This is a genomic window from Pseudomonas migulae (genome assembly GCF_043225285.1).
Classification (GTDB): Bacteria; Pseudomonadota; Gammaproteobacteria; order Pseudomonadales; family Pseudomonadaceae; genus Aquipseudomonas; species Aquipseudomonas migulae_C.
The window spans coordinates 1,388,413-1,415,397 of the sequence record NZ_CP171224.1 but is presented as its reverse complement, the minus strand read 5'-3'; the positions used below and the strand labels follow the sequence as shown (position 1 = coordinate 1,415,397).

Here is a 26,985-nt window from a genome sequence, read left to right as displayed (position 1 = left end):
CATCTAGGGAAGACTGGCAAGGCATTCTTGCGTTGAGGAACCATTTGATGCGCCCTTTTTTATTGCTCTTTGTACTGTTTCCAGTGTTGGAGCTGTTCGTATTCGTCAAGGTCAGCGGAGCCATCGGGTTTTTCCCGGCGCTGCTGCTGGTCATTCTCGGCTCGATGCTCGGCGTGTTCGTGCTGCGCGTCGCCGGCCTGGCAACCGCGCTGCGTGCGCGTGAAAGCCTGAACCGCGGCGAGTTGCCGGCCCAGACCATGCTTGAAGGTTTGATGCTGGCCCTGGCCGGCGGTCTGTTGATCCTGCCGGGTTTCGTCACCGACGTGCTGGGCCTGATCATGCTGCTGCCGATCTCCCGTCGACTGCTGGCCAATAAAATGCGCCAGCGTGCCGAAGAGGCGGCGATCCGTCAGCGTGCGTTCGCCGATGATCTGCAGCCACGTGGCGGTCCTGCCCCGCGTGAACCGCTGGGCCGTGAGCCGAATGTGATCGAAGGCGAGTTCGAACACCGCGACACCAAGTAAACCGTTTCAGCTGCACGGCACCTTCGGGTGCCGTGTTCGTTTAAGGGGCATCGCTGTAAAAAATTTCGATCCTCGCCCTTGTAATAAGCTTATGCGCCCTTATGTAACGGTCACCGCAAGGTTTCTGGCAATCACGCCAGACAGACTTCCGCGGTTCGCTTGACGAACCGCACCCGGCACCGCCGGAATTTGTTAAACCCGCCGGGACTACACCGGCCGATGAAAACCACAATTAGGAGAGATCGACAATGAAGCTTCGTCCTCTGCATGACCGCGTCGTCATCCGTCGCAGCGAAGAAGAAAAGAAAACCGCTGGCGGTATCGTCCTGCCAGGTTCGGCTGCCGAAAAAGCCAACAGCGGCGAAATCCTCGCTGTAGGTACCGGCCGCGTGCTGGAAAACGGTGAAGTGCGTGCACTGTCCGTCAAAGTGGGCGACAAGGTTGTGTTCGGTCCGTACTCCGGCAGCAACACCGTGAAAGTTGACGGCGAAGACCTGCTGGTAATGGCTGAGAACGAGATTCTCGCTGTTATCGAAGGCTGATTCCCCGCTCATTTTCCCGCTACTACAAAGTATTTAAGGAATATCGATCATGGCTGCTAAAGAAGTTAAATTCGGCGATTCCGCCCGCAAGAAAATGCTCGCCGGTGTAAACGTCCTGGCTGACGCGGTAAAAGCGACGCTGGGCCCTAAAGGCCGTAACGTGATCATCGAGAAGAGCTTCGGCGCTCCGACCATCACCAAGGACGGCGTGTCCGTTGCCAAAGAAATCGAGCTGAAAGACCGCTTCGAAAACATGGGCGCGCAGCTGGTCAAAGACGTTGCCTCCCGTGCCAACGATGACGCAGGCGACGGCACCACCACCGCTACCGTTCTGGCTCAGTCGATCGTCAACGAAGGCCTGAAAGCCGTCGCTGCCGGCATGAACCCGATGGACCTGAAGCGCGGTATCGACAAGGCGACCATCGCGATCGTCAAAGAGCTGAAAGCACTGTCCAAGCCTTGCGCTGACACCCGTGCAATCGCTCAGGTCGGCACCATCTCGGCCAACTCCGACAGCTCCATCGGCGACATCATTGCCGAAGCCATGGAAAAAGTCGGTAAAGAAGGCGTGATCACCGTTGAAGAAGGCTCGGGCCTGGAAAACGAACTGTCGGTTGTTGAAGGCATGCAGTTCGACCGTGGCTACCTGTCCCCGTACTTCGTCAACAAGCCCGAGACCATGACTGCCGAGCTGGACGGTCCGCTGATCCTGCTGGTCGACAAAAAGATCTCGAACATCCGCGAAATGCTGCCAGTGCTGGAAGCCGTTGCCAAAGCCGGCCGTCCACTGCTGATCGTGGCCGAAGACGTTGAAGGCGAAGCCCTGGCGACTCTGGTTGTGAACAACATGCGTGGCATCGTCAAAGTCGCAGCCGTCAAGGCTCCAGGCTTCGGCGACCGTCGCAAGGCCATGCTGCAGGACATCGCTGTTCTGACTGGCGGTACCGTTATCTCCGAAGAGATCGGCCTGAGCCTGGAAAGCACTACCCTGGAACACCTGGGTAATGCCAAGCGCGTAATCCTGTCGAAAGAAAACACCACCGTGATCGACGGTGCCGGCGTTGAGGCTGACATCCAGGCTCGCGTTCTGCAGATCCGTCAGCAAGTGGCCGACACTTCGTCCGACTACGACCGTGAAAAACTGCAAGAGCGTCTGGCCAAGCTGTCCGGCGGCGTTGCAGTGATCAAGGTTGGCGCTGGTTCCGAAGTTGAAATGAAAGAGAAGAAAGCCCGCGTTGAAGACGCCCTGCACGCTACCCGTGCAGCCGTTGAAGAAGGCGTGGTACCTGGCGGCGGCGTGGCACTGGTTCGCGCTCTGCAGGCAATCTCCGAGCTGAAAGGCGACAACGATGACCAGAACGTTGGCATCCAGTTGCTGCGTCGCGCTGTTGAAGCGCCACTGCGCCAGATCGTTGCCAACTCCGGCGACGAGCCAAGCGTAGTTGTGGACAAGGTCAAGCAGGGTTCGGGTAACTACGGTTACAACGCTGCTACCGGCGAATACGGCGACATGATCGAAATGGGCATCCTGGACCCGGCCAAAGTGACTCGTTCGGCCCTGCAAGCGGCTTCGTCGATTGCCAGCCTGATGATCACCACCGAAGCCATGATCGCCGAGATCAAGGAAGACGCACCAGCTGGCGGCGGCATGCCAGACATGGGCGGTATGGGCGGCATGGGCGGCATGATGTAAGCCAGCCTCACCCCGTACGAAAAAACCCCGCCTGCGAAAGCAGGCGGGGTTTTTTATTGCCTCGATTTTGCAGGCCCCAGCAAATCAGTGTGGGAGCGAGACCGGCTTGCCGGCGAAAGACACCCGGACACCGCGGTCATCCAGACAGCCCGCGTTATCGTTGACGTCCATCGCCGGCAAGCCGGCTCCTACAGGGGAACTGTGCACATATCCGGAATGGGTGAACGCGAACACCAATGAGTCAGGTCGGCTTTAAGGCCGCCTCGGCGGCTGTCGCGGTGGTCGCCCCCTCGAGAGGCCGAGTGGAGGTTCTGCGCAGTGGGCAACCCGGCATGGATGCCGGGTTAGCCGCCCCCGGCCATGGATGGCCGATGGCGGCGGGCCCACGGAGCAGGACCGGAGCGAGGGAATGCCGAGCCATGGCGAGGCACCGAACGAAAGGGGCAAGAGCGCTTGGTTACTTGGCGCTTTTCCAAGTAACTCGCCGTAAGGGCGAAACCAATGGAAGCCATAACCGCAGAAACGGATATGTAAACATTCCAAACCCCAAACTCTCCTGCATTTGGATCTATTTCTCAGACCCTGACCGGTTCCGCCTTACCAACGCGCTCAGCCTTCGAAGCCGGCCGATAAAGAATGTAGTAATACGACCCCAAACAAATCAGCCAACAAAAAATCGCCGTCCACACGTTGTGCGAGAAAAAGTGCGCCCCCTGCATCATCCGGCCCACAGAAAACACCGAGCCCAGCGCGAAGGCGAAGATGAAGGCACTGCGCGCCAGACGCGGACGCCGATCCCGCAGCACAAAGAACAGCGCAAACAGCGTAAACCCGGTAGCCGCATGGCCTCCAGGCCAGCAACGCCCCGGCTTGTCGGTGGGCGGGCGAGGGCTGAGCAACTCGCTGTAGGTTTCATGGCCGCCGAACTGCTCCAGGCTCCATGGGCATTGAACCGCCGTCACCGCCTTCATCGGCGTGACAAAGGACGTCGCCAGACCCAGCGACAGCACCAGACACCCCAACTCCCGCTTGAACGGCTTGAGCCGGTCGATGAAAAAAGCACCGATGAACCCCAGGATGGCGAACACCGAGAAGGCGATGACCACCTGCTTGGCACGGTCATGCAGGATGTCTTCGAGGAAATAACTGTGACGCCCGATAAAGTCGCCAGCCGCCGGGTCATAAAAATACCGGGCAATGTCCATGTCAAGGGACGTCAGTTCGAGCAGCAGCAGAATGATCGCCGCAATGGCGGGAACACCCAGGCACACCCACAGATTCAGGGGGCGGGAGGCGGGTCGGGCAGTGGTCGACACCATGGCGGTTCCTTGGTCGGTTAAGTGTTCTTGAGAGCGCAGCCGCGCGGAGTGTGAGCCGGATTGTGTCGCCTGCATGTGAACCGATAGTGAAAAAATCGTTAGGGCCGCAACAGATTTATCGGCGGGCTTGAACACTGCACGCGGCCCTAGCTCTGAGCCACACTTGGCCTTAAGCTGCGCGGGCCAAGACGGCCGTTACTGTGTACGGAGGAGATGCCCATGCGAATTCTATTGGTTGAAGACAACCGCGATATCCTGGCCAACCTGGCCGATTATCTGGGGCTCAAAGGCTACACCGTGGATTGCGCTCAGGACGGTTTGTCGGGCCTGCACCTGGCAGCCACCGAGCATTACGACCTGATCGTGCTCGACATCATGTTGCCCGGCATCGACGGCTACACCCTGTGCAAACGCCTGCGCGAAGACGCCCGTCGCGACACGCCGGTGATCATGCTCACCGCTCGCGATCAACTGGACGACCGGCTGCAGGGCTTCAAGTCCGGTGCTGATGACTACCTGATCAAACCCTTCGCCCTGTCTGAACTGGCGGCGCGGATCGAAGCGGTGATGCGCCGGGCTCAGGGCGGCGGTCGTCGCACCTTGCAGGTCGGCGACCTGAGTTATGACCTCGATACCCTGGAGGTTACCCGCGAAGGTCGTCTGCTGAAACTCAACCCGGTGGGCCTGAAGCTCCTGGCCGTGCTGATGCAGAAAAGCCCGCACGTCCTGCGCCGGGAAATCCTCGAAGAAGCACTGTGGGGCGATGATTGCCCGGACAGCGACAGCCTGCGCAGCCATGTCCACCAGTTGCGTCAGGTGATCGACAAACCGTTCGCCAAGCCTTTGCTGCAGACCGTGCACGGTGTGGGCTATCGCTTGGCCGAGGGCCGTGATGGAGTTTAAACAGAGCCTTGCTCAACGGATCATCATCGCTTTTGCGTTGATGAGCGCGCTGGTCGCCGGTGCCTTTGCGATGGGCATTGTCGCGACCGTGCACCTGGTGGAAGAAAAACTGATTTCGGCAGGCCTGGGCGGGGACTTGCAGCGCCTGTTGCTGATGGACAGTGTCTCGGACTGGAGCCATCGCCCCGAACCGGACCAATTGTTCTATTTCAGCGGTGGGCCGGGTGACTTCGAGTTGCCCAAGGATTTGCGCCACCTCGAACCGGGCTTTCATGAAGTATTTCGCGAGCAGCTGTCGTATCACGCGATGGTCGAGGTCGTCGACGGCCGGCGATATGTGCTGCTGCAGGACCAGAGCGATTTCGAAGAGCGCGAGCGCGTGTTGTTCGCCGTGGTGCTGGTGGGCTTCGTCCTGAGTCTGGCGCTGGCGGTATTTCTCGGCTGGATCCTCGCGCGCAAAGTAATGGCGCCGGTGGTGCGACTGGCTCGCCAGGTACGTCACCGCGATCAGTTGCTGGGGCTGGCGCCACCGCTGGCGCCGGACTATGCCGCCGATGAGGTGGGCGAGCTGGCCGTGGCCTTTGACGCCACGCTCGGTCGCTTGCGTCAGGCGTTGACCCGGGAACGCCTGTTCACCAGTGACGTCAGTCACGAATTGCGCACGCCATTGATGGTGCTGGCCAGTTCCTGTGAGCTGCTGCTGGAAAACCCGGGCATCGACCAGCGCGGCCGGGCACAGGTCCAGCGGATCGCCCGCGCCTGCGAAGAGATGCGCGAGCTGGTGCAGACCTTCCTGATGCTGGCCCGGGCTCAGCGGGAAGATGCAGGCGTAGCGCCGCAACAATCGCTGCCCCAGGTCGCCGACGGACTGTTGAACCTGTGGCGTGAACCGATTGAGGCCAAGGGCCTGTCGCTGGTGTTCGAACCGGGCAATCCGGCTAGCACGCGCTACAACGCCACTCTTTTGCACGCGGTCATGGGCAACCTGTTGCGCAACGCACTGCATTACACCGAACGCGGTTTCATCCGCTTGACCCTGACGGCCTCTGGCTTCAGGGTCGAAGACAGTGGCGTCGGCATACCCGAAGAAAAACGCGAAGCGATGTTCGAGCCGTTCGTGCGCGGTAACGAAAAACGCGGCGAAGGCCTGGGACTGGGGCTGTCGCTGGTGCAACGGATCTGCGAGAACCAGGGCTGGAGCGTCAGTCTGACCAACATGGACCCCAATGGCTGTCGTTTTGAGGTGGTGCTCGGCTCATCGAGCCCGAGCTGATCCAGTCCCCTTAGAGTTATGGCCCTCAGCCAGCATCGGCACCCTGTAAAACCCTGAAATACTTCAGGGTTTTACATGACATTTTTTTCACAAAGACATTACCTGACGCTGACATGGCGCTACTTATCGTGGTCGTCATCAAATGTTCAGGAGTCTTTGGTAATGGCCGGCCCGATCAAACTGGATTTTTCCGAAAAGTATGACGATCAACACGCTCAGAAATACCTGCGCAAGCATCAGGATGGCGTAGGTCGCCGGTTGTCGCACTGGCGTGACGAGCAACTGGCGCGCAAGGCCTTGACGCTGGTCGGCGAACCCGGCCTGGTCCTTGATTTGCCGTGTGGAGCCGGGCGTTTCTGGCCATTGCTGGCGGAGAAGCCCAACCGCGTGATCATTGGTGCGGACAACTCCGAGTCCATGATCAAGATTGCGATGCAGGCGCAACCCGCCGATGTCGTGAAACGGGTACAACCCTTGCACACTTCTGCATTCGACATCGCCTTGCCTGATAACGCCGTCGACAGCATTTTTTGCATGCGCTTGCTGCACCACATTGGTGAAGCCGAGCATCGACTGGCCATCCTGCGTGAATTCGAACGCGTCAGCCGCGACAGTGTGATTCTGTCGTTGTGGGTCGACGGCAATTTCAAAGCCTGGAAACGCAAGCGCTCCGAGAAGCGGCGTGGGCAGGAAGGTTACCAAAATCGATTTGTGTTACCTGCTGCTACGGTCGAGAAAGAGTTCGAGCAGGCAGGTTTCCGCATCCAGGAACAACTGGACTTTATACCGCTCTATGCCATGTGGCGGGTTTACGTATTACGCAAGAGGTAACAGGATGGCAGTGCAATGTGCAGCAGGAGCGGACGTCGTTTCCCAGGATCGCTTCGACTTTTACTGGAATCAGCGCGGTGAATGGGTTGAAGAGCCCAACGTCCGTCGTGGCGGTGAAAGTGGCGTGCAACGAGTGATGGGGGCCGATGGGCAACTGCTCTATGCCAAGCGTCAAACCGGACATATCTACCGCAGCTGGTTGCACCCGTTCGGTCGACCGACGGTGCTGCGAGAACAGGATGCGCTTATTGGTGTGAGCCGGATCGGCGTGCGCGTTCCGGAAATGGTTTTCTGCGGTGCGCAGCGCGATCCTGTGCACAAGTGGCGTGCCTTGTTGGTGACCAAGGCTCTGGACGGTTTCGAGGAAATTCAGCACTGGTACGACGGTGGCGGTCGCGAGCGTCATGGCGAGGCGGTGCATGATCGCGTATTGAAGGAGTTGGCGGATAACCTGGTGCGCATGCACAAGGGCCGCTGGCAGCACAGTTGCCTCTACATCAAGCACGTTTTTGTCCGGGTTACCGGCGAGGGCGAGTCGGCTAAAGTCGAGGTAGCGTTGATCGATCTGGAGAAGTGCCGCCAGCGTTTAACCGCCTACAGCGCTGCCTCCCATGACCTCAAGCAACTGCGTCGCCATTCGTCGTTCAGCACGGCGGACTGGAAGAAACTCGTCTATTTTTATGAGACGGCGTTTGGCAGCGCTATCAAAGGTTTATAGCAATGAAACTCGAAATTGCACGAGGTTTGTTTTTAATAGGAGCCTTGGCAGTTGCTTCGCTGGCGGTGGCGGCTTGGGAGCAGCCCCGCACGCAAGTCCTCAGTTCGGTGAACGGGGACGCGCGTTGTCCAATGCCGCGGGTCGCTAAGGAATCCGTTGCAACCCAGCCTGATCATGATTTATTGCTGTTCATGTTCGGACTTTCTCAAGGACTGAGGCCGCAGAGTTGACCAGATTGAAGCCCAAATAAAAGGCCTCGCAAATGCGAGGCCTTTTTCATTCCGCCTGCAAATCCCTGTAGGAGCCAGCTTGCTGGCGATGGTGTGTCAGCCACATTGATGTCGACTGACACACCATCGCCGGCAAACCGGCTCCTACAAGAGTTATGCGTGTGGTTCGGGTTTGTCGGGTTTCGCCAGCAGGGTGTACACGCACGGCAGCACAAACAACGTAAACAACGTGCCGATCGACATCCCCGTGGCGATCACCGTACCAATGTCGAACCGGCTGACAGCTCCCGCCCCCGTGGCAATGATCAACGGCACCATGCCGAACACCATCGCCGCGGTGGTCATCAACACCGGACGCAAGCGAATGGCAGCCGCTTCCTCCACCGCCTCGCGCGGCGTCAGCCCCTTGTCCTTGCGCAGCTGGTTAGCGAACTCGACGATCAGGATCCCGTGCTTGCTGATCAACCCGATCAGCGTCACCAGCCCCACCTGGGTGTAGATATTCATGCTCGACCAGCCGAGGAACAACGGGATCAAGGCGCCGCAGATCGACAACGGCACAGTTACCAGGATCACCAGCGGGTCGCGGAAGCTTTCGAACTGCGCCGCCAGCACCAGGAAAATGATCGCCAGCGCCAGGGCAAAGGTCACCCACAGCGCGCTGCCTTCCTGGACGTACTGCCGCGAGGCCCCGGCGTAGTCGATGGCGAAACCTGCCGGTGCTTCTTCCCGGGTAATCTCGCGCACGGCGTCGATGGCCTCACCCATGCTCACCAGCGGCACCCCGGACAGGATCGCCGAGTTGAGCTGCTGGAACTGGTTCAACTGTCGCGGTCGCGCGCGGTCGGTGACCGTGATCAGGGTCGACAGGGCCAGCAGTTCGCCCTGGGTGTTTTTCACGTAGTAATTGTTCAGCCAGTCGGGGTTGTCGCGGAACGGCCGTTCGACCTGCGCGATGACTTTGTAGCTGCGGCCCTCAATGGTGAAACGGTTGATCTCCGCTTCGCCCAGCAGCGTTGCCAGCGTACCGCCCAGATCCTGCATCGACACGCCCATCTGCGCGGCCTTGGCACGGTCGATATCGACCACGACTTCGGGCTTGTCGAACGCCAGGTCGACATCGACGAAGGCGAACTTGCCGGACTCCATCGCGCGCTTTTTCACCCGGTCCATCACTTGCAGCAACGCCTCGTAATCGTTGGCGGTATTGACCACGAATTGAAACGGCAGGCCCTCGCCGGTACCGGGCAGGGAAGGCAGGTTGAAGCCGAAAATCTGCAGGCCCGGAATGCTTTCCAGTTTGCTCTGGACCTCGGGCAGGATCGCCATTTGTGTGCGTTCGCGCTCGTTCCACGGTTTCAGCAGGAAGCCACCGATCCCCGATTGCACGCCGTTGAAGCCGTTGATCTGGAACGACGAGTAGTACTCGGGGAAGGCTTTGAAGATGGAGATGAACTCGTCGGTGTAAGTGTTCAGGTAATCGAGGTTGGTCGGCTGCGGGGCGTTGGCCAGCATGAAAATGATGCCTTGGTCCTCGTCCGGCGCCAGTTCCGACTTGGTGAATTTGAGCAGCACCGGGATCAGGCACAGCACGATCACCGCAAACACCAGCACCACCGGGCGGGTGTTGAGCGTGCCGTGCAACATGCGTTGGTAGCGGCGCTTGAGGCCTTCGAAAATCAGGTCGAGCCGATGGGCCAGGCCGCTGGGGTTTTCGTCGTGGCGCAGCAGAAAGGCGCACATCATCGGCGACAGGGTCAGGGCGACAATGCCGGAGATCACCACCGCGCCGGCCAGGGTCAGGGCGAATTCCTTGAACAGCGCGCCGGTGAGCCCCGTCAGGAAGCCGATGGGCGCGTAGACCGCCGCCAGGGTGATGGTCATCGAGACCACCGGCATGGCGATTTCCCGGGCACCCTCGATGGCCGCGTCGAGCGGGGTCTTGCCTTCCTCGATGTGGCGGTGGATGTTTTCCACCACCACGATGGCGTCATCCACCACCAGCCCGATGGCCAGCACCATCGCCAGCAAGGTCAGCAGGTTGATCGAGTAACCCATCATCTGCATGAAGAACATCACGCCGATCATCGACAGCGGAATCGTCACCACCGGAATCACCACGGAACGCAGTGCCCCGAGAAACAGGAACACCACGACGATCACGATCAGCACCGCTTCGAACAGGGTTTTCACCACTTCGTCGATCGAGGCCTGGATGAACAGCGTCGCGTCATAGGCGATTTCACCCTTGAGGTTTGGCGGCAACTGGGCCTCAAGGTCGGGCATGATCTTGCGCACTTCCTTGATCACGTCCAGCGGGTTCGCGGCGGGCGTGGCCTTGATGCCGATGTACACCGAGGGCGTACCGCCGAAGGAGCTGATGGAGTCGTAGTTCTCCGCACCCATCTCGACCCGCGCGACGTCACGCAGCAGCACACGGCTGTCGCCATCGACCTTGAGCGGGATCGCAGCAAAGGCTTCGGCGGATTTGAGCTCCGTGTTGGCGTTGATGCTGGTGACCACGTACTCGCCTTTCACTTCGCCGGCAGCGGAAAGGAAGTTGTATTTACGCACGGCATCGGTCACGTCGCTGGCGGCCAGACCGAAACCGGCGAGCTTCACCGGGTCCAGCCACAGGCGCATCGCGAACACCTGGTTGCCGAGAATCTCGGCTTCGGCCATGCCCGGCAGGGTCGCCAGTTTTGGCTGGATCACCCGCGACAGGTAGTCGGTAATTTGCGGGTTGCTCAGGTCCTTGCTGAAGAAACTGATGTACATCAGCGCCGAGGCGTCCGCAGCTTCCTTGCTCAGTACCGGGTCTTCGGCGTCTTGCGGCAGCTGGTTCTTTACCTCGTTGGCCTTGGCCAGCAACTCGGTGAACAGACGGTCGCTGTTGGAACCGATGCGCGCGTAGATCGAGATCACCGAAAAGTTCTGACGACTGACCGAGGTCATGTAGTCGATGCCCTCGGCACTCGCCAGGCTCTGTTGCATCGGCTGGGTGATGTAGCCCTGGATGGTTTCGGCGTTGGCCCCGGGGTACGCGGTGGTCACCGTGATCAGGGCGTTTTCCATTTGCGGATACTGGCGCAGCGGCAGCTTGCTCCAGGCCTGGAAACCCAGCAGCACAATCAACAGGCTGACCACGGTGGCGAGCACCGGGCGGCGGATGAACGGGTCGGTAAAAGCCATGGGGATTCCTTGATCAGTCCGCGCGTGGCGGGCTGTTCTTCTCGGCTAAAGTCTTGTCGTCGGTGATGGCAATGTGCGCTCCGTTGTCCAGTTTGATCTGGCCGGCCGTGACCACTTTTTCGCCGTTCTGCACGCCTTTGGTAATCATCACCACACCGTCGCGGCGTTCGCCGGTTTCGATGAAACGGCGTTCGGCGATCAGGATCGGTTCGCCCTTGTCGTCTTTTTCCAGCGTGCCGTCTTCGGTTTTCTTCTGCGCAACGACGTACAGCGAGTTGCCATACAGCGTGTAGGTGATAGCGCTTTCCGGCACGACGATGCGTGGCCGCGGGTCGGGCAACATTACCTGGAGGCTGGCAAACATGCCTGGCAGCAGTTTGCCGTCGGGGTTGGCCAGGGTTGCGCGGACCTGCATGTTGCGCGTGCTGTTCTCGATCTTCGGGTTGATCGCGCTGATCTTGCCGGGAAAGGTCATGGCTGGATAAGCCGCGACGATGATTTCGACGGGCTGGCCAAGGGCGATTTTCGGCACGGACTGTTCAGGCACGAAAAAATCAACGTAAAGACTGCTGAGGTCTTGCAGGGTGGCAATGACGGTGCCGCTGGCCAGGTAGTCGCCGATGTCCACCTGGCGGATGCCGATGGTGCCGCTGAACGGTGCCGCGATACTTTTTTTGCCGAGGGCCGCCTTGAGCTGATTGACCGTGGCCTTGCTCTTTTTCAGCACTGCCGACAGGCGGTCAAACTCGCCTTTGGAGATCGCCTGGCTGCCGACCAGTTGACTGCCGCGACCGTAATCGAGCTGGGCCAGCCCGAGATCAGCCTGCGCCGTTTCGAGCAAGGCGCTTTCCACGGCGCTGTCGAGTCGCAGAAGGGGTTGACCGGTCTTGACCTTCTGCCCTGATTCAAACTGCAAATCGATGACCGTGCCATCGGTTTCCAGGCTCAGGTCGACGCCTTGCAGCGCCTTGAGCGTGCCGACGGTCGGCAGGCGCGCCTGCCACGGTTTTTCGGTCGCCGTGGCCACGGCGACGCTGATCGGCGGTTTCGGCGCGGCGAAGCCCTGAATCATCGTGTAGATGGAGAAGGCTTTGTAACCGGCCAGGACCAGCACGATCAACAGAACGACACCCAACATGATCAGCATGCGGCGACGCAGCATATTTCCACTTCCTTGGAGAAAATCAGGTGAGACAGTCGGGCACATTACCGCGAGTTTGGTGGCTATTCCAACTGCCACTTTTTACAGGCCAACGCAAAACCTTGTAGGAGCGAGCCTGCTCGCGATGGTGTGTCAGTCACCTTGATTTCGACTGACACACCATCGCGAGCAGGCTCGCTCCTACAAGGTCCGGTCATCAGACGAGATGCAGGTGGTTATCCCAAAGCCCCGCCGGCAGCTCGAGTGGTTTTGCAACAAGGTTTGTCTGACGGCAATCGTAGTACCGGCATCGACCCTGACCCGAGGTCACGACAAAACCGTCGGCCACCGCACCGACCCCGGCGCAATCGGGAAGCGGGGCATCGAGGCGCACTTCGCCACTGTCCAGGTCCCAGATGAAAAAGCGGTTGCCCCGAGGTGCGGTCAATGCGACCAGACGCAAGTCACTGTGCACCGCGACGCTGGCGGTGTAATGCCCCATGGCCTGCAACTGGTGCTCCGGCACCGGGAACGCCACGAATGGCTGGCCGGGCCGCTTGATCGCCAGCAGCTCCGAGGACTCGTGGGACGGCCCCATGAATTGCTGGCCGGCGACGATGGTGCCGTCGCTGGCAATGCCCATGTGCCGCACGCTATTCATCTGCTGCGCGAGGGTTTCCTTGCTCAGCAGCGTGCCGTCGCGTTGCATCAGCACCAGGCTCGGTTCCATGGCATTTAGGTTCATCTCGACCCGGCTTTCAGCCTCGGTACGAATGCCGCCGTTGGCCACCACCAGGGTTTCGCCGTCAGGCATCCACGACACCTGATGCGGACCGATGCCGTGGGTGGAAATCTCGCCGCTGTGCACCAGCCGTTCGCCTTCGAACTTGTACACACCGAGCAAGCCACGACCCGGATCGGAGGTGTCGTTCTCGGTGGCGTACAACCAGTCGCCGCTCTTGTGAATCACCGCGTGGCCGTAGAAATGCCGATTCGGCTTCGAGACCACGGTTTGCAGGAGCGTGCCGTCGCGCAGATCAATCAGGTAGCTTTCGGTGCCCGGGCGCCGGGCGACGAACAGAGCGATCGGCAGCGTCGGGTGGTTGATGATGTCATGGCAGCGCTGGCCGACCTGGGTGGCGAACACCCGGGTGCCGTCCAGCCGATAACCGACGGCGTAATGCTTGCCGTCGCCATCGTCCCGCGCCGAGAGCAACAGCGGGCTTTTGTCCTTTTGCTTGAACAGCGTCCAGCCGCCCAGTGTTACTGCTCCCAGCAGCAAACTACCTAACGTCAGAGCCTGTCTTCGCAGCATGGCACTCGCCCTCATCAGTCACCGTCGTTGGCGTTGAAGCCCAGTTGGATGCCCAGCGCCTTGGCCAGCTCGCCTTCGTGCAGGCGGTGGACGACGTTGAGGCTGTCGTAGAGGTCGTTGAGTTGCTGGCGGCCGGCGTCGTCGTTGAGCATTTCGGTAAGCGAACGCTGGTTGCTGGCGAACAGTTTCAGCGACGCGGCGTAAGCGGCATCGATCTTGTCGGCCAGGGGCTTCTGCTCGCTCGGCAACAGACCGCGCAGGCCTTTGTTGTCGACGCCTTCCCACACGGTTTTGGCGGCGGCGAGGCTGGCTTCGAGACCGGCCAGGGACGACTGGCTGCGCCATGCATCGGCCTGGAACGGTTGCGGCACGCCTTTGCTCTGACGGCCCATCGGCGTACCGAGTTTTTTCTTCAGGCTATCGAGGGCGGTGACTTGCACACGCAGCAGATCGGCGATCGCTTCGTGGGAATCGGCGTAGCGCTGGTTGGGAAACTTGCTCATCTGCGCGAGCATGCCGTCGGTGTTGTTCCAGCTTTTCAGAATGTCTTCGGCCAACAGTTTCTGGCGCTCACCGATGGCTTTCAGCAGCGGGCAGTATTTGGCTTTCTGCGCGTCGTTGGCGACGTCCGGCTTGCTGTCGAACAGGATGTATTCGTAGGCGGACAGGCCTTGCACCACCACGCTCGACTTGGCCAGCGCCTCGGCATCGATCTGCGGCTGGGCGGTGACCAGTTGCTCGACCTGACGGCCGACGAGGTTTTTCTTGTCCGGCCAGAACTGCACCTGCCACGCGCGATTGCCTTCGGCCAGCGGCCCGATCAGCAACGGTTGCAGCTCGGCCCAGGCTTTCTGTGCGTGCAGGAAATCGGCACGGGCGGTGTCGAGGTTTTCCTTGCCTTCGCAATAGGCCAGCGCGCTGACGGCCAACTGGCGGTCGGCTTCAACCCAGCGCGTGTAGGTCGGCAGGATCACCGACTTGGCGATGGCCGCCGAGGTCACGGCCTGCGGATCCTGCGGTGAGCAGGCGCCGAGGGCGAGTGCGGCAAGGCTGGTGAACAACAACTTGGGACGGAACATGTAGGGCTCCCGCTGAGTTAACGCGTATTAAAGGGAATTCAAAAACGCCAGCAGCGCAGCGCGCTGCTCGGCATTGAAAGACAAAACCTGTTGCTGCGCCGCTTTCGCCTCGCCGCCATGCCAGAGCACGGCTTCGAGCAGGTTGCGGGCGCGGCCGTCATGCAGAAACTGGGTGTGGCCACTGACCGCCTGCGTCAGGCCGATGCCCCACAACGGCGGGGTGCGCCAGTCGCGGCCGCTGGCCTGGAATTCGCTGCGGTTGTCGGCCAGGCCATCGCCCATGTCGTGCAGCAGCAGATCGCTGTAAGGGCGAATCACTTGATTGGCCAGTTCAGGTTCTGCCGCGTTGGCGGCGGTGGTGTATTTCGGTGTGTGACAGGACTGGCAGCCCGCCTGGTAAAACAGATTCTTGCCGGCCAGCACTTGCGGCCCACCGACATCGCGGCGCGCCGGTACGGCGAGGTTACGGCTGTAGAACAGCACCAGGCGCAGAATGTTGTCGCTGACTTCCGGCTCGCCTTCCGGGCCGTTGCCGTTGGGGGCCTGCTTGCAAGCGGTTTGCGCATCGGTGCAGTCATCGAACGGTCGCAGGCTGGTGGTGAGGCCCATATCACCCGAGAACGCGTGAACATTCTGTTGATTGAGGTTCGGTTGCCCGGCCTTCCAGCCAAATCGTCCGAGGACGGTTTTCTGTTGGGCGTCATCCCAGACCCGGTTCGGGCGCCCGGCGATGCCGTTGTTTTCTTTTGCCTGAGCTTCGGCGTTGGCCAGGATCGCCTCATCGGGGATGGCTTCGAGCAAGCCGAGACCAATCATCGGTGGCGCGACGCGGGCCGAGAAACGGGTATCCGGGTGCATCGGGCCGTAGCCCAGCTGGGTGATATTCAGGCTGGGCTGGCGCAACTCGATCTCGGTGCCGTCCTTGAAGCGCACCGGCACGGGCGTGTATTCGACGCGCACCTTGCCTTCCGGAACGACACCGGGGATGGCCATGTCCTGGAATTGCCCGCCGTAGACCGGCTCCGGAACCACGCCCAGCTGTTCGATCACTTTTGCGTAGGCCGGTGCATCGGGGATCGACAGGCGCACCAGCATCGACACAGCATTTACGTCATCAGGCGCAGGCGGGTGGCCGCGACCGTCTTTGATGTGGCAGTTCTGGCAGGCGTTGGTGTTGAACAGCGGGCCGAGGCCATCCCGCGCGGTGGTGGTCGACGGAGCGATCACCCAGGGGTTGCGGAAGAAACTATTGCCGACGCTGAAATCCACGCGCCGGGAGGGCGGCAGGTTGGCGGACGGCAGGGAGAAGGCGTTCTGATCGGTCTTGCGCACGGTCGCGCTGCCGCCGGACCGGGCTTCACCGGGTTCGGCCTTGGTAAAACGCGGGGCGTCATCGCAGGCACTCAGGCCCAGGGCCAGCAACAGTGCGGACAAGCGAAGAAGCAGCGAAGGCATCAGACATCCTGCAAGACGAGCAAAACAAGGGCGCAAAGTCTAACAGGGCGAGGGAGTTTGAATAAGAGGAATTATCGTTTGGTTGATACAGCGCAGGGTTTTCCCGTATGCCGCGATCCTCTGTGGGAGCGAGCCTGCTCGCGATGGTCTCAAGAACAGCGCGTTCATTCAGAAAGTAAGCGTTATCGTTAACGTCCATCGCGAGCAGGCTCGCTCCCACATTTTGATCGGCGTCAGGGCCAAAAAAAAGCGACCCGAAGGTCGCCTTTTTATTCAGCCAGCGTTGATCAGAACTCGTGATCAGCGTTGTCCGGGTTCAGGTCGCTGATGCCCAGTTTGCCAGCAGCCGCTTCGATCGAACCGGTCTGCTTGACCAGGGAAGCGATGGCGTCGCGGACGATCTGGTTGCCGGCGGTGTTGCCGGCAGCGATCAGCTGGTCGTAGTGCTCACCCTTGTTGGCGTGATCGACGATGACCTGCATCTTGGCTTCGGTCGCAGCCAGGTCGGCTTTCAGCGCGGTGCCGGCAGCCGGGTCGGCCTTGGCCACCAGGGACGACAGGCTGGCGCCGGTCATTTTGGTGCCGTCGACGCGGGTGTATTCGCCCAGGTACACGTTACGAACGCCTTTGGCATCGTAGAACTGCGAGTTGTGGGTGTTGTCGCTGAAGCAGTCGTGTTCGTCTTCCGGGGAGTTGGCTTCCAGGGAAACCTTCATGCGCTCGCCCGCCAGTTCGCCCAGGGACAGGCTGCCCATGCCGAACAGCATTTTGCGCAGGCCGGATTCAGCCGGTTCGGCTTCCAGGGTGGCGCGGTAGTTGTCGGCCACGTTCGGCTTCCAGTTACCGACCATTTCTTCCAGGTCGCTGACCAACAGCTGGGTTACGGATTTCAGGTAAGCGCGACGGCGATCGTTGTGGCCGCCAGTAGCGCCGGCGCCTTCCAGGTAGTCGGAAGCCGGACGGTTGCCTGCGCCCGGACCGGTGCCGTTCAGGTCCTGGCCCCAGAGCAGGAATTCGATGGCGTGGTAACCGGTGGCCACGTTAGCCTCGGCACCGCCCAGCTCGTTCAGGCTGGCGAGTTTTTCCGGGGTGAGGTCTTTCACGTCGACCTTGTCTTCGCCGACCTGGACTTCGGTGTTGGCGATGATGTTGGCTGTGGCGCCCGGGTTACCCAGTGCGTGTTCGTAGGATTTGTCGACGTAGTCGATCAGGCCTTCATCCAGTGGCCAGGCGTTCACCTGACCTTCCCAGTCGTCGATGATGGTGTTGCCGAAGCGGAACACTTCGCTCTGCAGGTAAGGAACGCGAGCAGCGACCCAGGCAGCCTTGGCGGCTTTCAGGGTGTCGGCGTTCGGCTTGGCGAGGAAAGCGTCGACGGCGGTTTGCAGGGTCTTCGCGGTGGATTCGGCATCGCTGTATACGGCGAAGACGATGTCGGCGTAATGCGCGACAACGGCTTTGGCAGCGGCTTCATCGACTTTGCCATCAGCGGCGGCAGGTGCCGGCGCAGCAGCCGGTGCCGTGGTGGTGGCGGCTGGAGTAGGCGCTGGCGCGGCAGCTTTGTCTTTGCCTTCGCCACAACCGGCGAGGGAAATAGCGATGGCCAACAGACTGGCGGTAGCCAGAGGCATACGAATCATGGCGAACATCCTGCTTCGAGAGGGGGTGGAATGGCGCGGCACACGCGCAAAACTGCGACATAATGCAAATCTTTCGCATTATGTGTAAAGAGTTGTTCTTGGAAATATTTCTTATTCAGAAGCGGGATCGCCGCGTGTTTCCACCTGTGGGAGCGAGCCTGCTCGCGATGAACGTCAACGATAACGCGTCCATATCTGGATAAACGCGTCGTCATCAAGTCCATCGCGAGCAGGCTCGCTCCTACAGAATGGCGGCGTTGCTGCGCTGGGCCTGTTTCAGGTAAGCGCCCAATTCCCGGGCCGGCAGTGGCTTGCTGTAGAAGTAGCCCTGACCTTCATGGCAGCCCTCGGAAATGATGTAGGCCTCTTGCTCGGAGGTTTCCACGCCTTCGGCAATGACCTGCATGCCCAGGCTCTTGCCCAGCTGAATGATCGCTCGAACGATGGTCGCATCGTCGTCGTCATCGAGCAGGTCCTGGACGAAGCTTTTGTCGATCTTGATCTTGTCCAGCGGCAGGCTTTTCAGATAGCTCAGGGACGAATAGCCGGTGCCGAAGTCGTCGATGGCGATCAGCGCGCCGGAGCGACGCAGGCTCAGCAGGTGCTGGGCAGCGGTGCTGATGTCCTCCATCAGGCCGGTTTCGGTGACTTCCAGTTCCAGGCTGCGCGGTGGCAGGCGGTACATCTGCAGCAGGTTGTTGACCACCCGCGGCAGCTCGGCGTGGTGCAACTGCACGGTGGACAGGTTCACGGCCATGCGCAGGTCGGTGAAACCCTGGTCATGCCAGTCGCGTAATTGTTTGCAGGCCTGGTCCAGCACCCATTCGCCGATGGCGATGATGGTGCCGTTCTGCTCGGCCAGCGGGATGAACAGGTCCGGCGGTACCAGGCCGTGCTCGGGGTGCTGCCAGCGAATCAATGCTTCGACGCCCACCACCCGATGATCGCGGTAGCTTATCTGTGGCTGGTAGACGAGGTAGAACTGGTCGCGGGCGAGGGCATCGCGCAGGTCTTTTTCCAGCTCGCGACGACGGCGCATTTCGGTGTCGACGCTGGCGATATAGAACTGATAGCGGTTGCGCGAGCGGGTCTTGGCCAGGGTCATGGTCTGCTCGGCTTTCTGCAGCAACTTCTCGGTGCTGTCACCGTCCTCGGGGAACAGGGTGATGCCGATGGTGGCGCGCAGGCGGATTTCCTGGTGATCGAGGGCGAACGCCGCTTCCAGGTCGTCGAGGATGCTTTGTGCTAGTTCGGCCGCTTCATAGGGTTGTTCGATGTCGGCCTGAACCAGCGCGAACTGGTCGCCGCCGAGACGGGCGAGGGCGCCGAGGCGACCGCTGTGGGCGCGCAGGCGATCGGCCAGGGCCAGCAGCAGTTGGTCGCCGGTCTGATAGCTGAATTGTTCGTTGATGCCTTTGAAGTCATCGAGGCCGACACACAACACGGCGACCCGGCGCTGCAACTTGCCGGCGTCGACCAGGATCTTGTCCAGTTGCTGCTGCAATTGCTGGCGGTTCGGCAGGCCGGTGAGGAAATCGTACTGGGCCATTCGCAGCAGGCTGTTTTCCGCTTCGTGGCGCAAGTGGGTGTTGCGCTCGATGGATTCGAGCAACTGGTTGGCGGTGTTGATCCAGATCCCCAGTTCGTTTTTTTCGTGGCCTCTGAGCTGCGGGATCTTGTGCTCGCTGGGGCGGTCCGGGTTGATTTCGGTCAGGTGCTCGATGATCCGCGACAGCGGTTTGGTCAGCAGCCAGTGATAGACCAGGTACAGCACCAGGCCCATGGCCAGGGCGCGCAGCACGCCGGAAATGAAGATGATCACCGAACTGACGATGAACCCCTGCCCGTAGGTGGCGGTGTCGAGGGTGATGCTCAGGTCGCCGTAATATTCGCTGTAGGGACCGCGGCCAACCAATTGGGTGGTGAACGTGCGTTCCTTGCCCAGGATCAGGTCGGTCAGCCAGCGACTGCTGGACAGCTGCAGGTCGCGGGATTTCTGCGCGAGCATGGCTTCGTTGGGATGGCCGATGGAGGCCTGGCGCACGGCGTCGTCCTGGAACAGGCCTTCGATAACCTGCATGCCCATCTCGCGATCCAGGCTATAGACGGCCTGGGTCGAGGGGTCGCGGAACATGTCGAGGATGCGCTGGGCATCGCTGGCCACGGCCTGGCGTGTTTTATAGGCATCGAAAACGATCTGCGCGCAGCTCAAGACTACGCCGACGATCAATGCCGACAGGAGCACGACCCGGAGCAACTTCACCGACAAGCTGTTCTTGAGTTCCAGCTTCAAAGAGTCATTCCTTGTTCCGTGCAGGTAGCATCAAGTTGCCATGAGTATTGGCAATCCGGTGATGGCAGTCAAAGGGACAATCAATCACAGGGGGATTTGCCTGTGGGGTTGGCCGAAATGCTGTTGCCTGGAGTATTTGCCCTATTAGTACTGTGTCGGTAGTCGGGTCCTTCAACTTGAGGGGGATGTGGACATATTTTCCTTATGGTTGATGGTAGACGTCTGTGGCGCTGGGGCAAGGGGGTTAACGCTTGTTTCATTGTCGGAAATCAGCTCTGTGCAACATGTCTGTCTCTTGTTGCCTGTTGCCGGCGATGGCGGTCTGACAGCCAACCACTTCTCGCGAATGTCCCCATAACCCTGTGGGAGCGAGCCTGCTCGCGATGGCGGCCTTATGGCCGACCATTTTCTATCGGGTGTACATATCCATTCCTGCGGTAACGGCCACCTATGGTTTCGCCCTTACGGCGAGTCCCTTTTGTCAAACGCCACAAAAGGAACCAAAAAGTCTTGCCCCAGCGTCCGGCCCCTCGCCAAGGCTCGGCGTTCCCTCGCTCCGGTCCTGCTCCGTGTGCCCGCCGCCATCGGCCATCCATGGCCGGGGGCGGCTAACCCGGCATCCATGCCGGGTTGCCCACTGCGCAGAACCTCCACTCGGCCTCCCGAAGGGGCGGGTGGATCAAGATCAAGAGCTGCAGGCGAGCTAACGCTCGACCTGATGAGTGGTGAAAAGCGGGTGTGCGCCGATCTGCTTTTGTAGGAGCCGGCGATGACGGCCTGCCAGCCAACCTGCTCTCGCGGATGTACGACGCCTTTGTAGGAGCCGGCTTGCCGGCGATGACTTCCCGGCAGCCAACTTTTTCCCTGGGATGTACACGCGGCGAAACTTTCATCAATCCCATAAAAAAACCCGGCATAAGCCGGGTTTTTTGACTGGCGTCGATCTTAAGCGGTGAAGGTTTTGCCTTCGAACTGCTCAGCCACGAATTTCCAGTTGACCAGGTTCCAGAACGCTTCGACATACTTCGGACGAACGTTGCGGTAGTCGATGTAGTAAGCGTGTTCCCAGACGTCGCAGGTCAGCAGCGGGGTGTCGCCGTTGGTCAGCGGGTTGCCGGCGCCGATGGTGCTGGCCAGGGCCAGGGAACCGTCAGCCTTTTTCACCAGCCAGCCCCAACCGGAACCGAAGGTGCCGATGGAAGTTTTGCTGAATTCTTCTTTGAACTTGTCGAACGAACCGAAGGAAGCATTGATCGCTTCAGCCAGTGCGCCGGTTGGTTGACCGCCGGCGTTTGGCGCCAGGCAGTTCCAGTAGAAAGTGTGGTTCCAGACCTGAGCGGCGTTGTTGAAGATACCGCCCGAGGAAGATTTGACGATCTCTTCCAGGGTCTTGCCTTCGAACTCGGTGCCTGGCACCAGGTTGTTCAGGTTCACGACGTAGGTGTTGTGGTGCTTGTCGTGGTGATACTCCAAGGTTTCCTTGGAAATGTGCGGCTGCAGGGCATCGTGTGCGTAAGGCAGCGGCGGCAATTCGAAAGCCATGATGATTCTCCTAATCAGGTCAGTTGCGGTGGTCGCAAGGCCGATCACGGGCGGCCAGACAAGCGCCGGGGAGTTTGTACTCTTTGCGGCGCATCGAACCGGATCATAGCACCGGGGGGGCGGCATAACCACGCAACAACTGTGTGGAATAGAGGTTCCAGAGCCTTTTGGAATAATCAGGAGGCGATGATCAATTGACCGGCTACTGTGAACATCATGACCGCCACCAGCAGATCCAGAATCCGCCAGGTACTGGGGCGTGCCAGCCACGGTGCCAGCCATGCCGCGCCGAGCGCCAAGGTAAAAAACCACAGCAATGATGCACTGGCTGCGCCGACCACATAAGCGCCTGGCTCGGTTTGTTGTGCGCCGAGGGAGCCGATCAGCAGAACCGTATCCAGATAAACGTGCGGGTTGAGCAAGGTCACCGCCAAGGCACTGAGCATGACTGCCCGCAACGACCGAACCGTCTGGTTTTCACCCTGTTGCAGACTTTGCTTGGAGCAGGCCCGCCGTAGCGCAAGGCTGCCGTACCACAGCAGAAACGCCGCGCCGCCCCAGCGCGCGATGGCCAGCAATGTCGGGTTTTGCGCCAGCACCGTCGCCAGGCCGAAGACACCGGCCGCCACCAGCAACGCATCGCAGGTGACGCAGAGCGCCGCCACCGGCAGGTGATGTTCGCGCCGCAGGCTCTGGGCCAGCACAAACGCGTTCTGGGTGCCGATCGCCATGATCAATCCAGCGGCCACCAGCAGGCCGTTCACATAACTTTGCCACATGGGTTTTTACTCCGCGTTCGCTGCCAGATCCCGCAGCACTTGCAGGGCGCGGTCGGCGTCGGCCTGGCCGACGAACAGATGGTCGTGGTAGTAACCGGCAATCACGTTGCAACTGATGCCGGCCTTGCCCAGAGCAGTGGCGAATGCGGCCGTCAGGCCTACGGCTTCCAGCGCCGAGTGCACGTTCAGGGTGATCCACGCGGCGACGTAGTCGAAGCTGAAACCTGCCTGTTCGGCGTGGGAACGTTCAAGAATCACCGTCAGACCTTCCTGCTCGCGAAAGCTGCCGACAATCTCCAGACCCGATGGCAACCGGCCGTCGCGCAGCGTGCAGAACACGTACTCGCCGGCATTCAGGTGCGGGCTCATGCTTTTCAGAAGCGTTGCCAGTGAGGTTTCGCCAGCCATGTCGGTGATCCTTGTTCAAGAGTTCTTGCGGGCATTCTCCGCTGCTAACCTGTATAAGAAAAACCAATCATGCTGATCGCTCATTAGGAAAACTGATGTTCGACTATAAATTGCTTTCCGCGCTGGCCGCCGTGGTCGAACAGGCCGGTTTCGAGCGCGCCGCACAGGTGCTCGGCCTGTCGCAGTCGGCGATCTCCCAGCGCATCAAACTGCTGGAAGCGCGGGTCGGCCAGCCGGTGCTGGTGCGAATCACGCCGCCGGCACCGACGGAGATCGGTCGGCGTCTGCTCAACCATGTGCAGCAAGTGCGCCTGCTGGAGCGCGATCTGCAGACGCTGGTTCCTGCGCTGGACGAAGAGGGCTTGCCCGAGCGTCTGCGCATCGCTCTGAATGCCGACAGCCTTGCCACCTGGTGGGCTGAAGCGGTGGGTGATTTCTGCGCCGAACAACATCTGCTGCTCGATCTGGTGGTCGAGGACCAGACCGTCGGCCTCAAACGCATGCGTGCGGGCGAGGTGGCGGCCTGTGTCTGTGCCAGCGAACGCCCGGTGGCCGGCGCGCGCAGCGTCTTGCTGGGGGCCATGCGTTATCGCGCGCTGGCCAGCCCGGCGTTTATAGCGCGGCATTTTCCCGACGGCGTTCGCGCCGATCAGTTGGCGAAAACGCCAGCACTGGTGTTCGGGCCGGATGATTTCTTACAGCATCGCTACCTCGCGTCCCTCGGCGTAGACGGCGGTTTCGAGCACCATTTATGCCCGTCATCCGAAGGCTTCATTCGCTTGACCGAGGCCGGTCTTGGCTGGGGGCTGGTGCCTGAATTGCAGGTGCGCGACCAACTGGAACGCGGAGTGTTGCGCGAGCTTTTGCCAGATAAGCCCATCGATGTGCCGCTGTACTGGCATCATTGGCGCAATGGCGGTCAGTTGCTGGGGTTGCTGACCGATCAATTGGTGCGCTCGTCCAGGCAATGGCTGGTGCCCTTGGCCTGACCGGCAGCGTCAAGACCTCACGCACTACGCAAAACGAAATATTCGGAGCACTACATGAAGATTCTGGTCACCGGCGCAAGCGGCTTCATCGGCGGCCGCTTTGCGCGTTTTGCCCTGGAGCAGGGCCTGGATGTACGGGTCAACGGTCGCCGGGCCGAAAGCGTCGAGCACCTGGTGCGCCGTGGCGCCGAGTTCATTCAGGGCGACTTGAGCGACCCGCAACTGGCGCGCGACCTGTGTTCCGACGTCGAAGCCGTGGTGCATTGCGCCGGGGCCGTTGGGGTTTGGGGGCGATATCAGGACTTTCACCAGGGCAACGTGCAGGTCACCGAAAACGTGGTCGAAGCCTGCCTGAAGCAGCGTGTCCGGCGCCTGGTGCATTTGTCGTCGCCGTCGATCTATTTCGATGGCCGTGATCACCTCGGGTTGACCGAAGAACAGGTGCCCAAGCGCTTCAAGCATCCCTACGCCGCGACCAAATACCTGGCTGAGCAGAAGGTCTTCGGCGCACAGGAGTTCGGTCTCGAAACCCTGGCCCTGCGCCCACGTTTCGTGACAGGTGCCGGCGACATGAGCATCTTCCCGCGTCTGCTGAAAATGCAACGCAAGGGTCGCCTGGCAATCATTGGCAACGGTTTGAACATGGCCGATTTCACCAGCGTGCAAAACCTCAACGAAGCGTTGCTCAGCAGCTTGCTGGCCAGCGGTTCGGCGTTGGGCAAGGCCTACAACATCAGCAACGGAACGCCGATTCCATTGTGGGACGTGGTCAATTACGTCATGCGCAAAATGGACGTCCCACAGGTGACCCGTTACCGTTCCTACGGCCTGGCTTACAGCGTGGCGGCGTTCAACGAGGGTGTGTGCAAACTGTGGCCGGGTCGCCCAGAACCGACCCTGTCGCGGCTGGGCATGCAGGTCATGAACAAAAATTTCACCCTCGACATCAGTCGCGCGCGGCATTATCTGGACTACGATCCGAAAGTCAGCCTCTGGACCGCCCTCGATGAATTCTGCGGCTGGTGGAAGGCCCAGGACATTCACTGACAAATCCCGTTACTGAACGGTGAGTGGGGTTCAGGGTCAATCGATGCGGCTGACGGGTTTATACTCGCCGCATCAAGCCATCACCGCGTTCCACAAAGGTTGACTCAATGTCCATGCGTAACGATGCCAACGACGACTTCGACGATGTACCGAGCCTGCGTGCCGACAGCCTCGACGACGATGATTTTGTGCCCTCCACCCGCACCGCCGTGCATTCGCGCACACCGCCAGTGGTCAAGGTCAGGGCGGCGAGCACCGGCCCGTTGTGGGCGCTGGTCGGCGCCTTGTTCTTCGCATTCGCAGGCCTGGCATGGTGGAGTTTTCAACAGATCTCGCTGATGGAGCAGCAGCTGGTGGCGACCCAGGAAAGTTTCGCTCGGATCAGTGAGGAAGCGGCGGGGCGCTTGCAGGACATTTCCGGCAAGGTCGTGGCCAGCCAGACCAACGTCACCAGCGACAGCGAAGCGCTGAAACTGCAGATCAAGCAGCTGGAAAGCAAACTCCAGGACCAGAGCAAGCAACAGCAGGGCGTGGTTGGCCAGACTTCGGACCTGGACAAGCGTCTGGCGCAAATGACCGCGCAAACCGCTGAACTGGATAAACGCCTGGCACAAGCCACCGCCCAGAGCACCGAACAGCAGAACGCCAATACGCAATTGCAGGCCCAGGTCAAAACCTTGGGCAGCGAACTGGCCGCGCTGAAAAGCGCTCCAGCGGACACCGATAAAATCGACGCACAGCTGAAAAGCCTCGGCGCCGACATCACCGCGCTGAAAAAACAAGGCAACCCAAGCGCGGCGATCGAGCGTCTGGAACAGGACATGATTGTGCTCAAAAGTGAACAGGACAACCGCCCGGCCCCTGCGCCAGGCGCCTCCAGCACCGCCGAGTTCGACGCCTTCCGTAGCCAGGTCACGCGCAACATCAACACCCTGCAGGCGCAGATTCAGAACTTGCAGCAGCAATTGCGGGCCAGGCCCTGAGTTCGACGTCGCGGTAGTGCGCTGCAATATCCTTTTGCACACTGCGGTTCGCTGAATATCCATACATGCCCCATTGCCGTCTACGCTCTTGAAACACCGACAAGAGCGAGGGATGGGCAATGGGGTTTTTGCATAGGTTGGCCCTGCTGGGGGCAATGCTGTTGTTGTGTGTCGCGCAAGTCCAGGCCGCCGGCACCGAGAAGGACGACAGCCAGGCCGCCATTGCCTTGCTGGAAAAAGCCCTGGCCTATTACCACGACAACGGCGACAAGGCGTTCGCGGCGTTCAGCCGTCAGGGCGAATTTGTCGACAAGGATCGCTACGTGTTCGTGCTCGACACCAAGGGCGTGATGCTCGCCAGCGGCGGGCCGTCATCGGCGCTGATCGGGCGTGATGTGTCTGACGTGCTCGGGCCGGACTTGCAGAAAGCCTTCAAGGATGCGCTAAAGGTGCCTGAGGGCAACGGCATTCAGCAGGCGGAATACCGCTGGCAGAACTGGTCCGACGGCAAGGTCGAGCGCAAGCATGTGTTCTATCAGCGCGTCGGCCAGCGGATTCTGGCGGTGGGTTATTACCTGCCACGGGCGTCGGCGGAACAGGCCATGGCATTGCTGAACAAGGCGGCAGCCGATCTGGCCAAGGACGAGAAGGGCACGCTCACCGCGATCAACTCCCTCAAGGGCGGTTACTTGCAGGATGACCTGTACGTGTTCGTCGTCGACCTGGACACTCAGCGCTATGTTGCTCACGGCACCAACCTGCGGTTGATCAATACCGATTTCGGCAAGATCAAGGACCCTGAAGGCAAACCGGTTGGCGAGCCGATCCTCGCGTTGATGGCCGGGCAGGATTATGGCGAGTATGAATATCGGTGGAAAAACCCGGTGACCGGGAAGGTCGAGGACAAGCATGCGTACCTGAAGAAGGTCGGGCATTTTCTGGTGGCGGTCGGGTATTACAGCCCTTGAGTCGTGGTGTCTGACAACCCCTTTCGCGAGCAGGCTCGCTCCCACACAGGATCGCCGGCGTACACAAAGTTTGTGATCACTGGCGTCAACTGTGGGAGCGAGCCTGCTCGCGAATGGCCGC

Annotated in this window: 23 protein-coding genes; 12 read left to right on the top strand and 11 right to left on the bottom strand. The window is 60.5% G+C overall.

Translation table 11 applies throughout. The annotated features are described in order from the left end of the window. Positions 1-47 precede the first annotated feature (47 nt). The 3 genes from ACF6ZU_RS06540 (at position 48) to groL (ending at position 2,759) form a co-directional block, all read left to right on the top strand. Entirely contained in the window at positions 48-524 is a 477-nt protein-coding gene (locus tag ACF6ZU_RS06540; RefSeq protein WP_392891032.1) for an FxsA family protein, read from the top strand. A gap of 248 nt (positions 525-772) precedes the next feature. Further along, on the top strand, positions 773-1,066 hold the full coding sequence (locus ACF6ZU_RS06535) for a co-chaperone GroES (RefSeq protein ID WP_110964697.1): 294 nt from the start codon (positions 773-775) through the stop codon (positions 1,064-1,066). A gap of 49 nt (positions 1,067-1,115) precedes the next feature. Continuing rightward, entirely contained in the window at positions 1,116-2,759 is a 1,644-nt protein-coding gene (gene groL, locus ACF6ZU_RS06530; protein WP_262172151.1) for a chaperonin GroEL, read from the top strand. A gap of 575 nt (positions 2,760-3,334) precedes the next feature. On the opposite strand, the gene ACF6ZU_RS06525 is transcribed toward groL, so the two are convergent. Further along, entirely contained in the window at positions 3,335-4,078 is a 744-nt protein-coding gene (locus ACF6ZU_RS06525) for a phosphatase PAP2 family protein (RefSeq protein ID WP_392893723.1), read from the bottom strand. A 219-nt stretch (positions 4,079-4,297) separates the two neighbouring features. Here ACF6ZU_RS06525 and colR point away from each other — a divergent pair, with 219 nt between their 5' ends. From colR to ACF6ZU_RS06500, 5 genes are all read left to right on the top strand, one after another. Next, positions 4,298-4,981 carry a two-component system response regulator ColR gene (colR, locus tag ACF6ZU_RS06520; protein WP_008032118.1) on the top strand — a complete coding sequence of 228 codons (684 nt, stop codon included), beginning with the start codon at positions 4,298-4,300 and terminating at the stop codon, positions 4,979-4,981. After that, positions 4,971-6,254 (top strand): sensor histidine kinase, encoded by a 1,284-nt coding sequence (locus ACF6ZU_RS06515; RefSeq protein WP_392891031.1) that lies wholly within the window; start codon positions 4,971-4,973, stop codon positions 6,252-6,254. The genes colR and ACF6ZU_RS06515 overlap by 11 nt, the downstream gene beginning before the upstream one ends. 162 nt (positions 6,255-6,416) lie before the next feature. Beyond that, entirely contained in the window at positions 6,417-7,085 is a 669-nt protein-coding gene (locus tag ACF6ZU_RS06510) for a class I SAM-dependent methyltransferase (protein ID WP_392891030.1), read from the top strand. Between the two features lie 4 nt (positions 7,086-7,089). Beyond that, complete coding sequence (locus tag ACF6ZU_RS06505) at positions 7,090-7,803, top strand: lipopolysaccharide kinase InaA family protein (protein ID WP_392891029.1); 714 nt, start codon at positions 7,090-7,092, stop codon at positions 7,801-7,803. A gap of 2 nt (positions 7,804-7,805) precedes the next feature. Continuing rightward, the gene (locus ACF6ZU_RS06500; protein WP_392891028.1) at positions 7,806-8,033 is read left to right on the top strand and encodes a hypothetical protein; all 228 of its coding nucleotides are present in this window, start codon (positions 7,806-7,808) and stop codon (positions 8,031-8,033) included. Between the two features lie 153 nt (positions 8,034-8,186). Here the strand turns inward: ACF6ZU_RS06500 and ACF6ZU_RS06495 are convergent, their stop codons facing one another. The 10 genes from ACF6ZU_RS06495 to ACF6ZU_RS06450 form a co-directional block, all read right to left on the bottom strand. Further along, the gene (locus ACF6ZU_RS06495; protein ID WP_392891027.1) at positions 8,187-11,225 is read right to left on the bottom strand and encodes a multidrug efflux RND transporter permease subunit; all 3,039 of its coding nucleotides are present in this window, start codon (positions 11,223-11,225) and stop codon (positions 8,187-8,189) included. A gap of 13 nt (positions 11,226-11,238) precedes the next feature. Continuing rightward, positions 11,239-12,387 (bottom strand): efflux RND transporter periplasmic adaptor subunit, encoded by a 1,149-nt coding sequence (locus ACF6ZU_RS06490; protein WP_392891026.1) that lies wholly within the window; start codon positions 12,385-12,387, stop codon positions 11,239-11,241. Between the two features lie 196 nt (positions 12,388-12,583). After that, positions 12,584-13,681, bottom strand: a complete 1,098-nt coding sequence (locus tag ACF6ZU_RS06485) for a DUF1513 domain-containing protein (protein ID WP_392891025.1) — start codon at positions 13,679-13,681, stop codon at positions 12,584-12,586. Between the two features lie 14 nt (positions 13,682-13,695). Then, positions 13,696-14,760: an imelysin family protein gene (locus tag ACF6ZU_RS06480; protein ID WP_392891024.1), complete on the bottom strand. Its 1,065-nt coding sequence runs from the start codon at positions 14,758-14,760 to the stop codon at positions 13,696-13,698. A gap of 27 nt (positions 14,761-14,787) precedes the next feature. Beyond that, a complete protein-coding gene (locus ACF6ZU_RS06475) occupies positions 14,788-16,215 on the bottom strand; it encodes a di-heme oxidoredictase family protein (RefSeq protein WP_392891023.1) in 1,428 nt (475 codons plus the stop codon). Between the two features lie 287 nt (positions 16,216-16,502). Beyond that, complete coding sequence (locus ACF6ZU_RS06470) at positions 16,503-17,855, bottom strand: imelysin family protein (protein WP_392891022.1); 1,353 nt, start codon at positions 17,853-17,855, stop codon at positions 16,503-16,505. Between the two features lie 241 nt (positions 17,856-18,096). Then, positions 18,097-20,148: a putative bifunctional diguanylate cyclase/phosphodiesterase gene (locus ACF6ZU_RS06465; protein ID WP_392891021.1), complete on the bottom strand. Its 2,052-nt coding sequence runs from the start codon at positions 20,146-20,148 to the stop codon at positions 18,097-18,099. A gap of 945 nt (positions 20,149-21,093) precedes the next feature. After that, the gene (locus ACF6ZU_RS06460; protein ID WP_008034365.1) at positions 21,094-21,690 is read right to left on the bottom strand and encodes a superoxide dismutase; all 597 of its coding nucleotides are present in this window, start codon (positions 21,688-21,690) and stop codon (positions 21,094-21,096) included. A gap of 176 nt (positions 21,691-21,866) precedes the next feature. Further along, a complete protein-coding gene (locus ACF6ZU_RS06455; RefSeq protein WP_150631170.1) occupies positions 21,867-22,469 on the bottom strand; it encodes a LysE/ArgO family amino acid transporter in 603 nt (200 codons plus the stop codon). Positions 22,470-22,475: 6 nt separating this feature from the next. Continuing rightward, positions 22,476-22,877 carry an ACT domain-containing protein gene (locus tag ACF6ZU_RS06450; protein ID WP_392891020.1) on the bottom strand — a complete coding sequence of 134 codons (402 nt, stop codon included), beginning with the start codon at positions 22,875-22,877 and terminating at the stop codon, positions 22,476-22,478. A 95-nt stretch (positions 22,878-22,972) separates the two neighbouring features. Here ACF6ZU_RS06450 and ACF6ZU_RS06445 point away from each other — a divergent pair, with 95 nt between their 5' ends. The 4 genes from ACF6ZU_RS06445 to ACF6ZU_RS06430 all read left to right on the top strand — a co-directional run bounded on the left by ACF6ZU_RS06445 (position 22,973) and on the right by ACF6ZU_RS06430 (position 26,864). Next, entirely contained in the window at positions 22,973-23,866 is an 894-nt protein-coding gene (locus ACF6ZU_RS06445; RefSeq protein WP_392891019.1) for a LysR family transcriptional regulator ArgP, read from the top strand. 54 nt (positions 23,867-23,920) lie between these two features. After that, positions 23,921-24,913: an NAD-dependent epimerase/dehydratase family protein gene (locus tag ACF6ZU_RS06440; RefSeq protein ID WP_392891018.1), complete on the top strand. Its 993-nt coding sequence runs from the start codon at positions 23,921-23,923 to the stop codon at positions 24,911-24,913. A gap of 107 nt (positions 24,914-25,020) precedes the next feature. Then, a complete protein-coding gene (locus tag ACF6ZU_RS06435; protein WP_392891017.1) occupies positions 25,021-25,896 on the top strand; it encodes an ATPase in 876 nt (291 codons plus the stop codon). A 119-nt stretch (positions 25,897-26,015) separates the two neighbouring features. Further along, positions 26,016-26,864, top strand: coding sequence for a cache domain-containing protein (locus ACF6ZU_RS06430; RefSeq protein WP_392891016.1), 849 nt, complete (start codon positions 26,016-26,018; stop codon positions 26,862-26,864). The last annotated feature ends 121 nt before the right edge of the window (positions 26,865-26,985 follow it).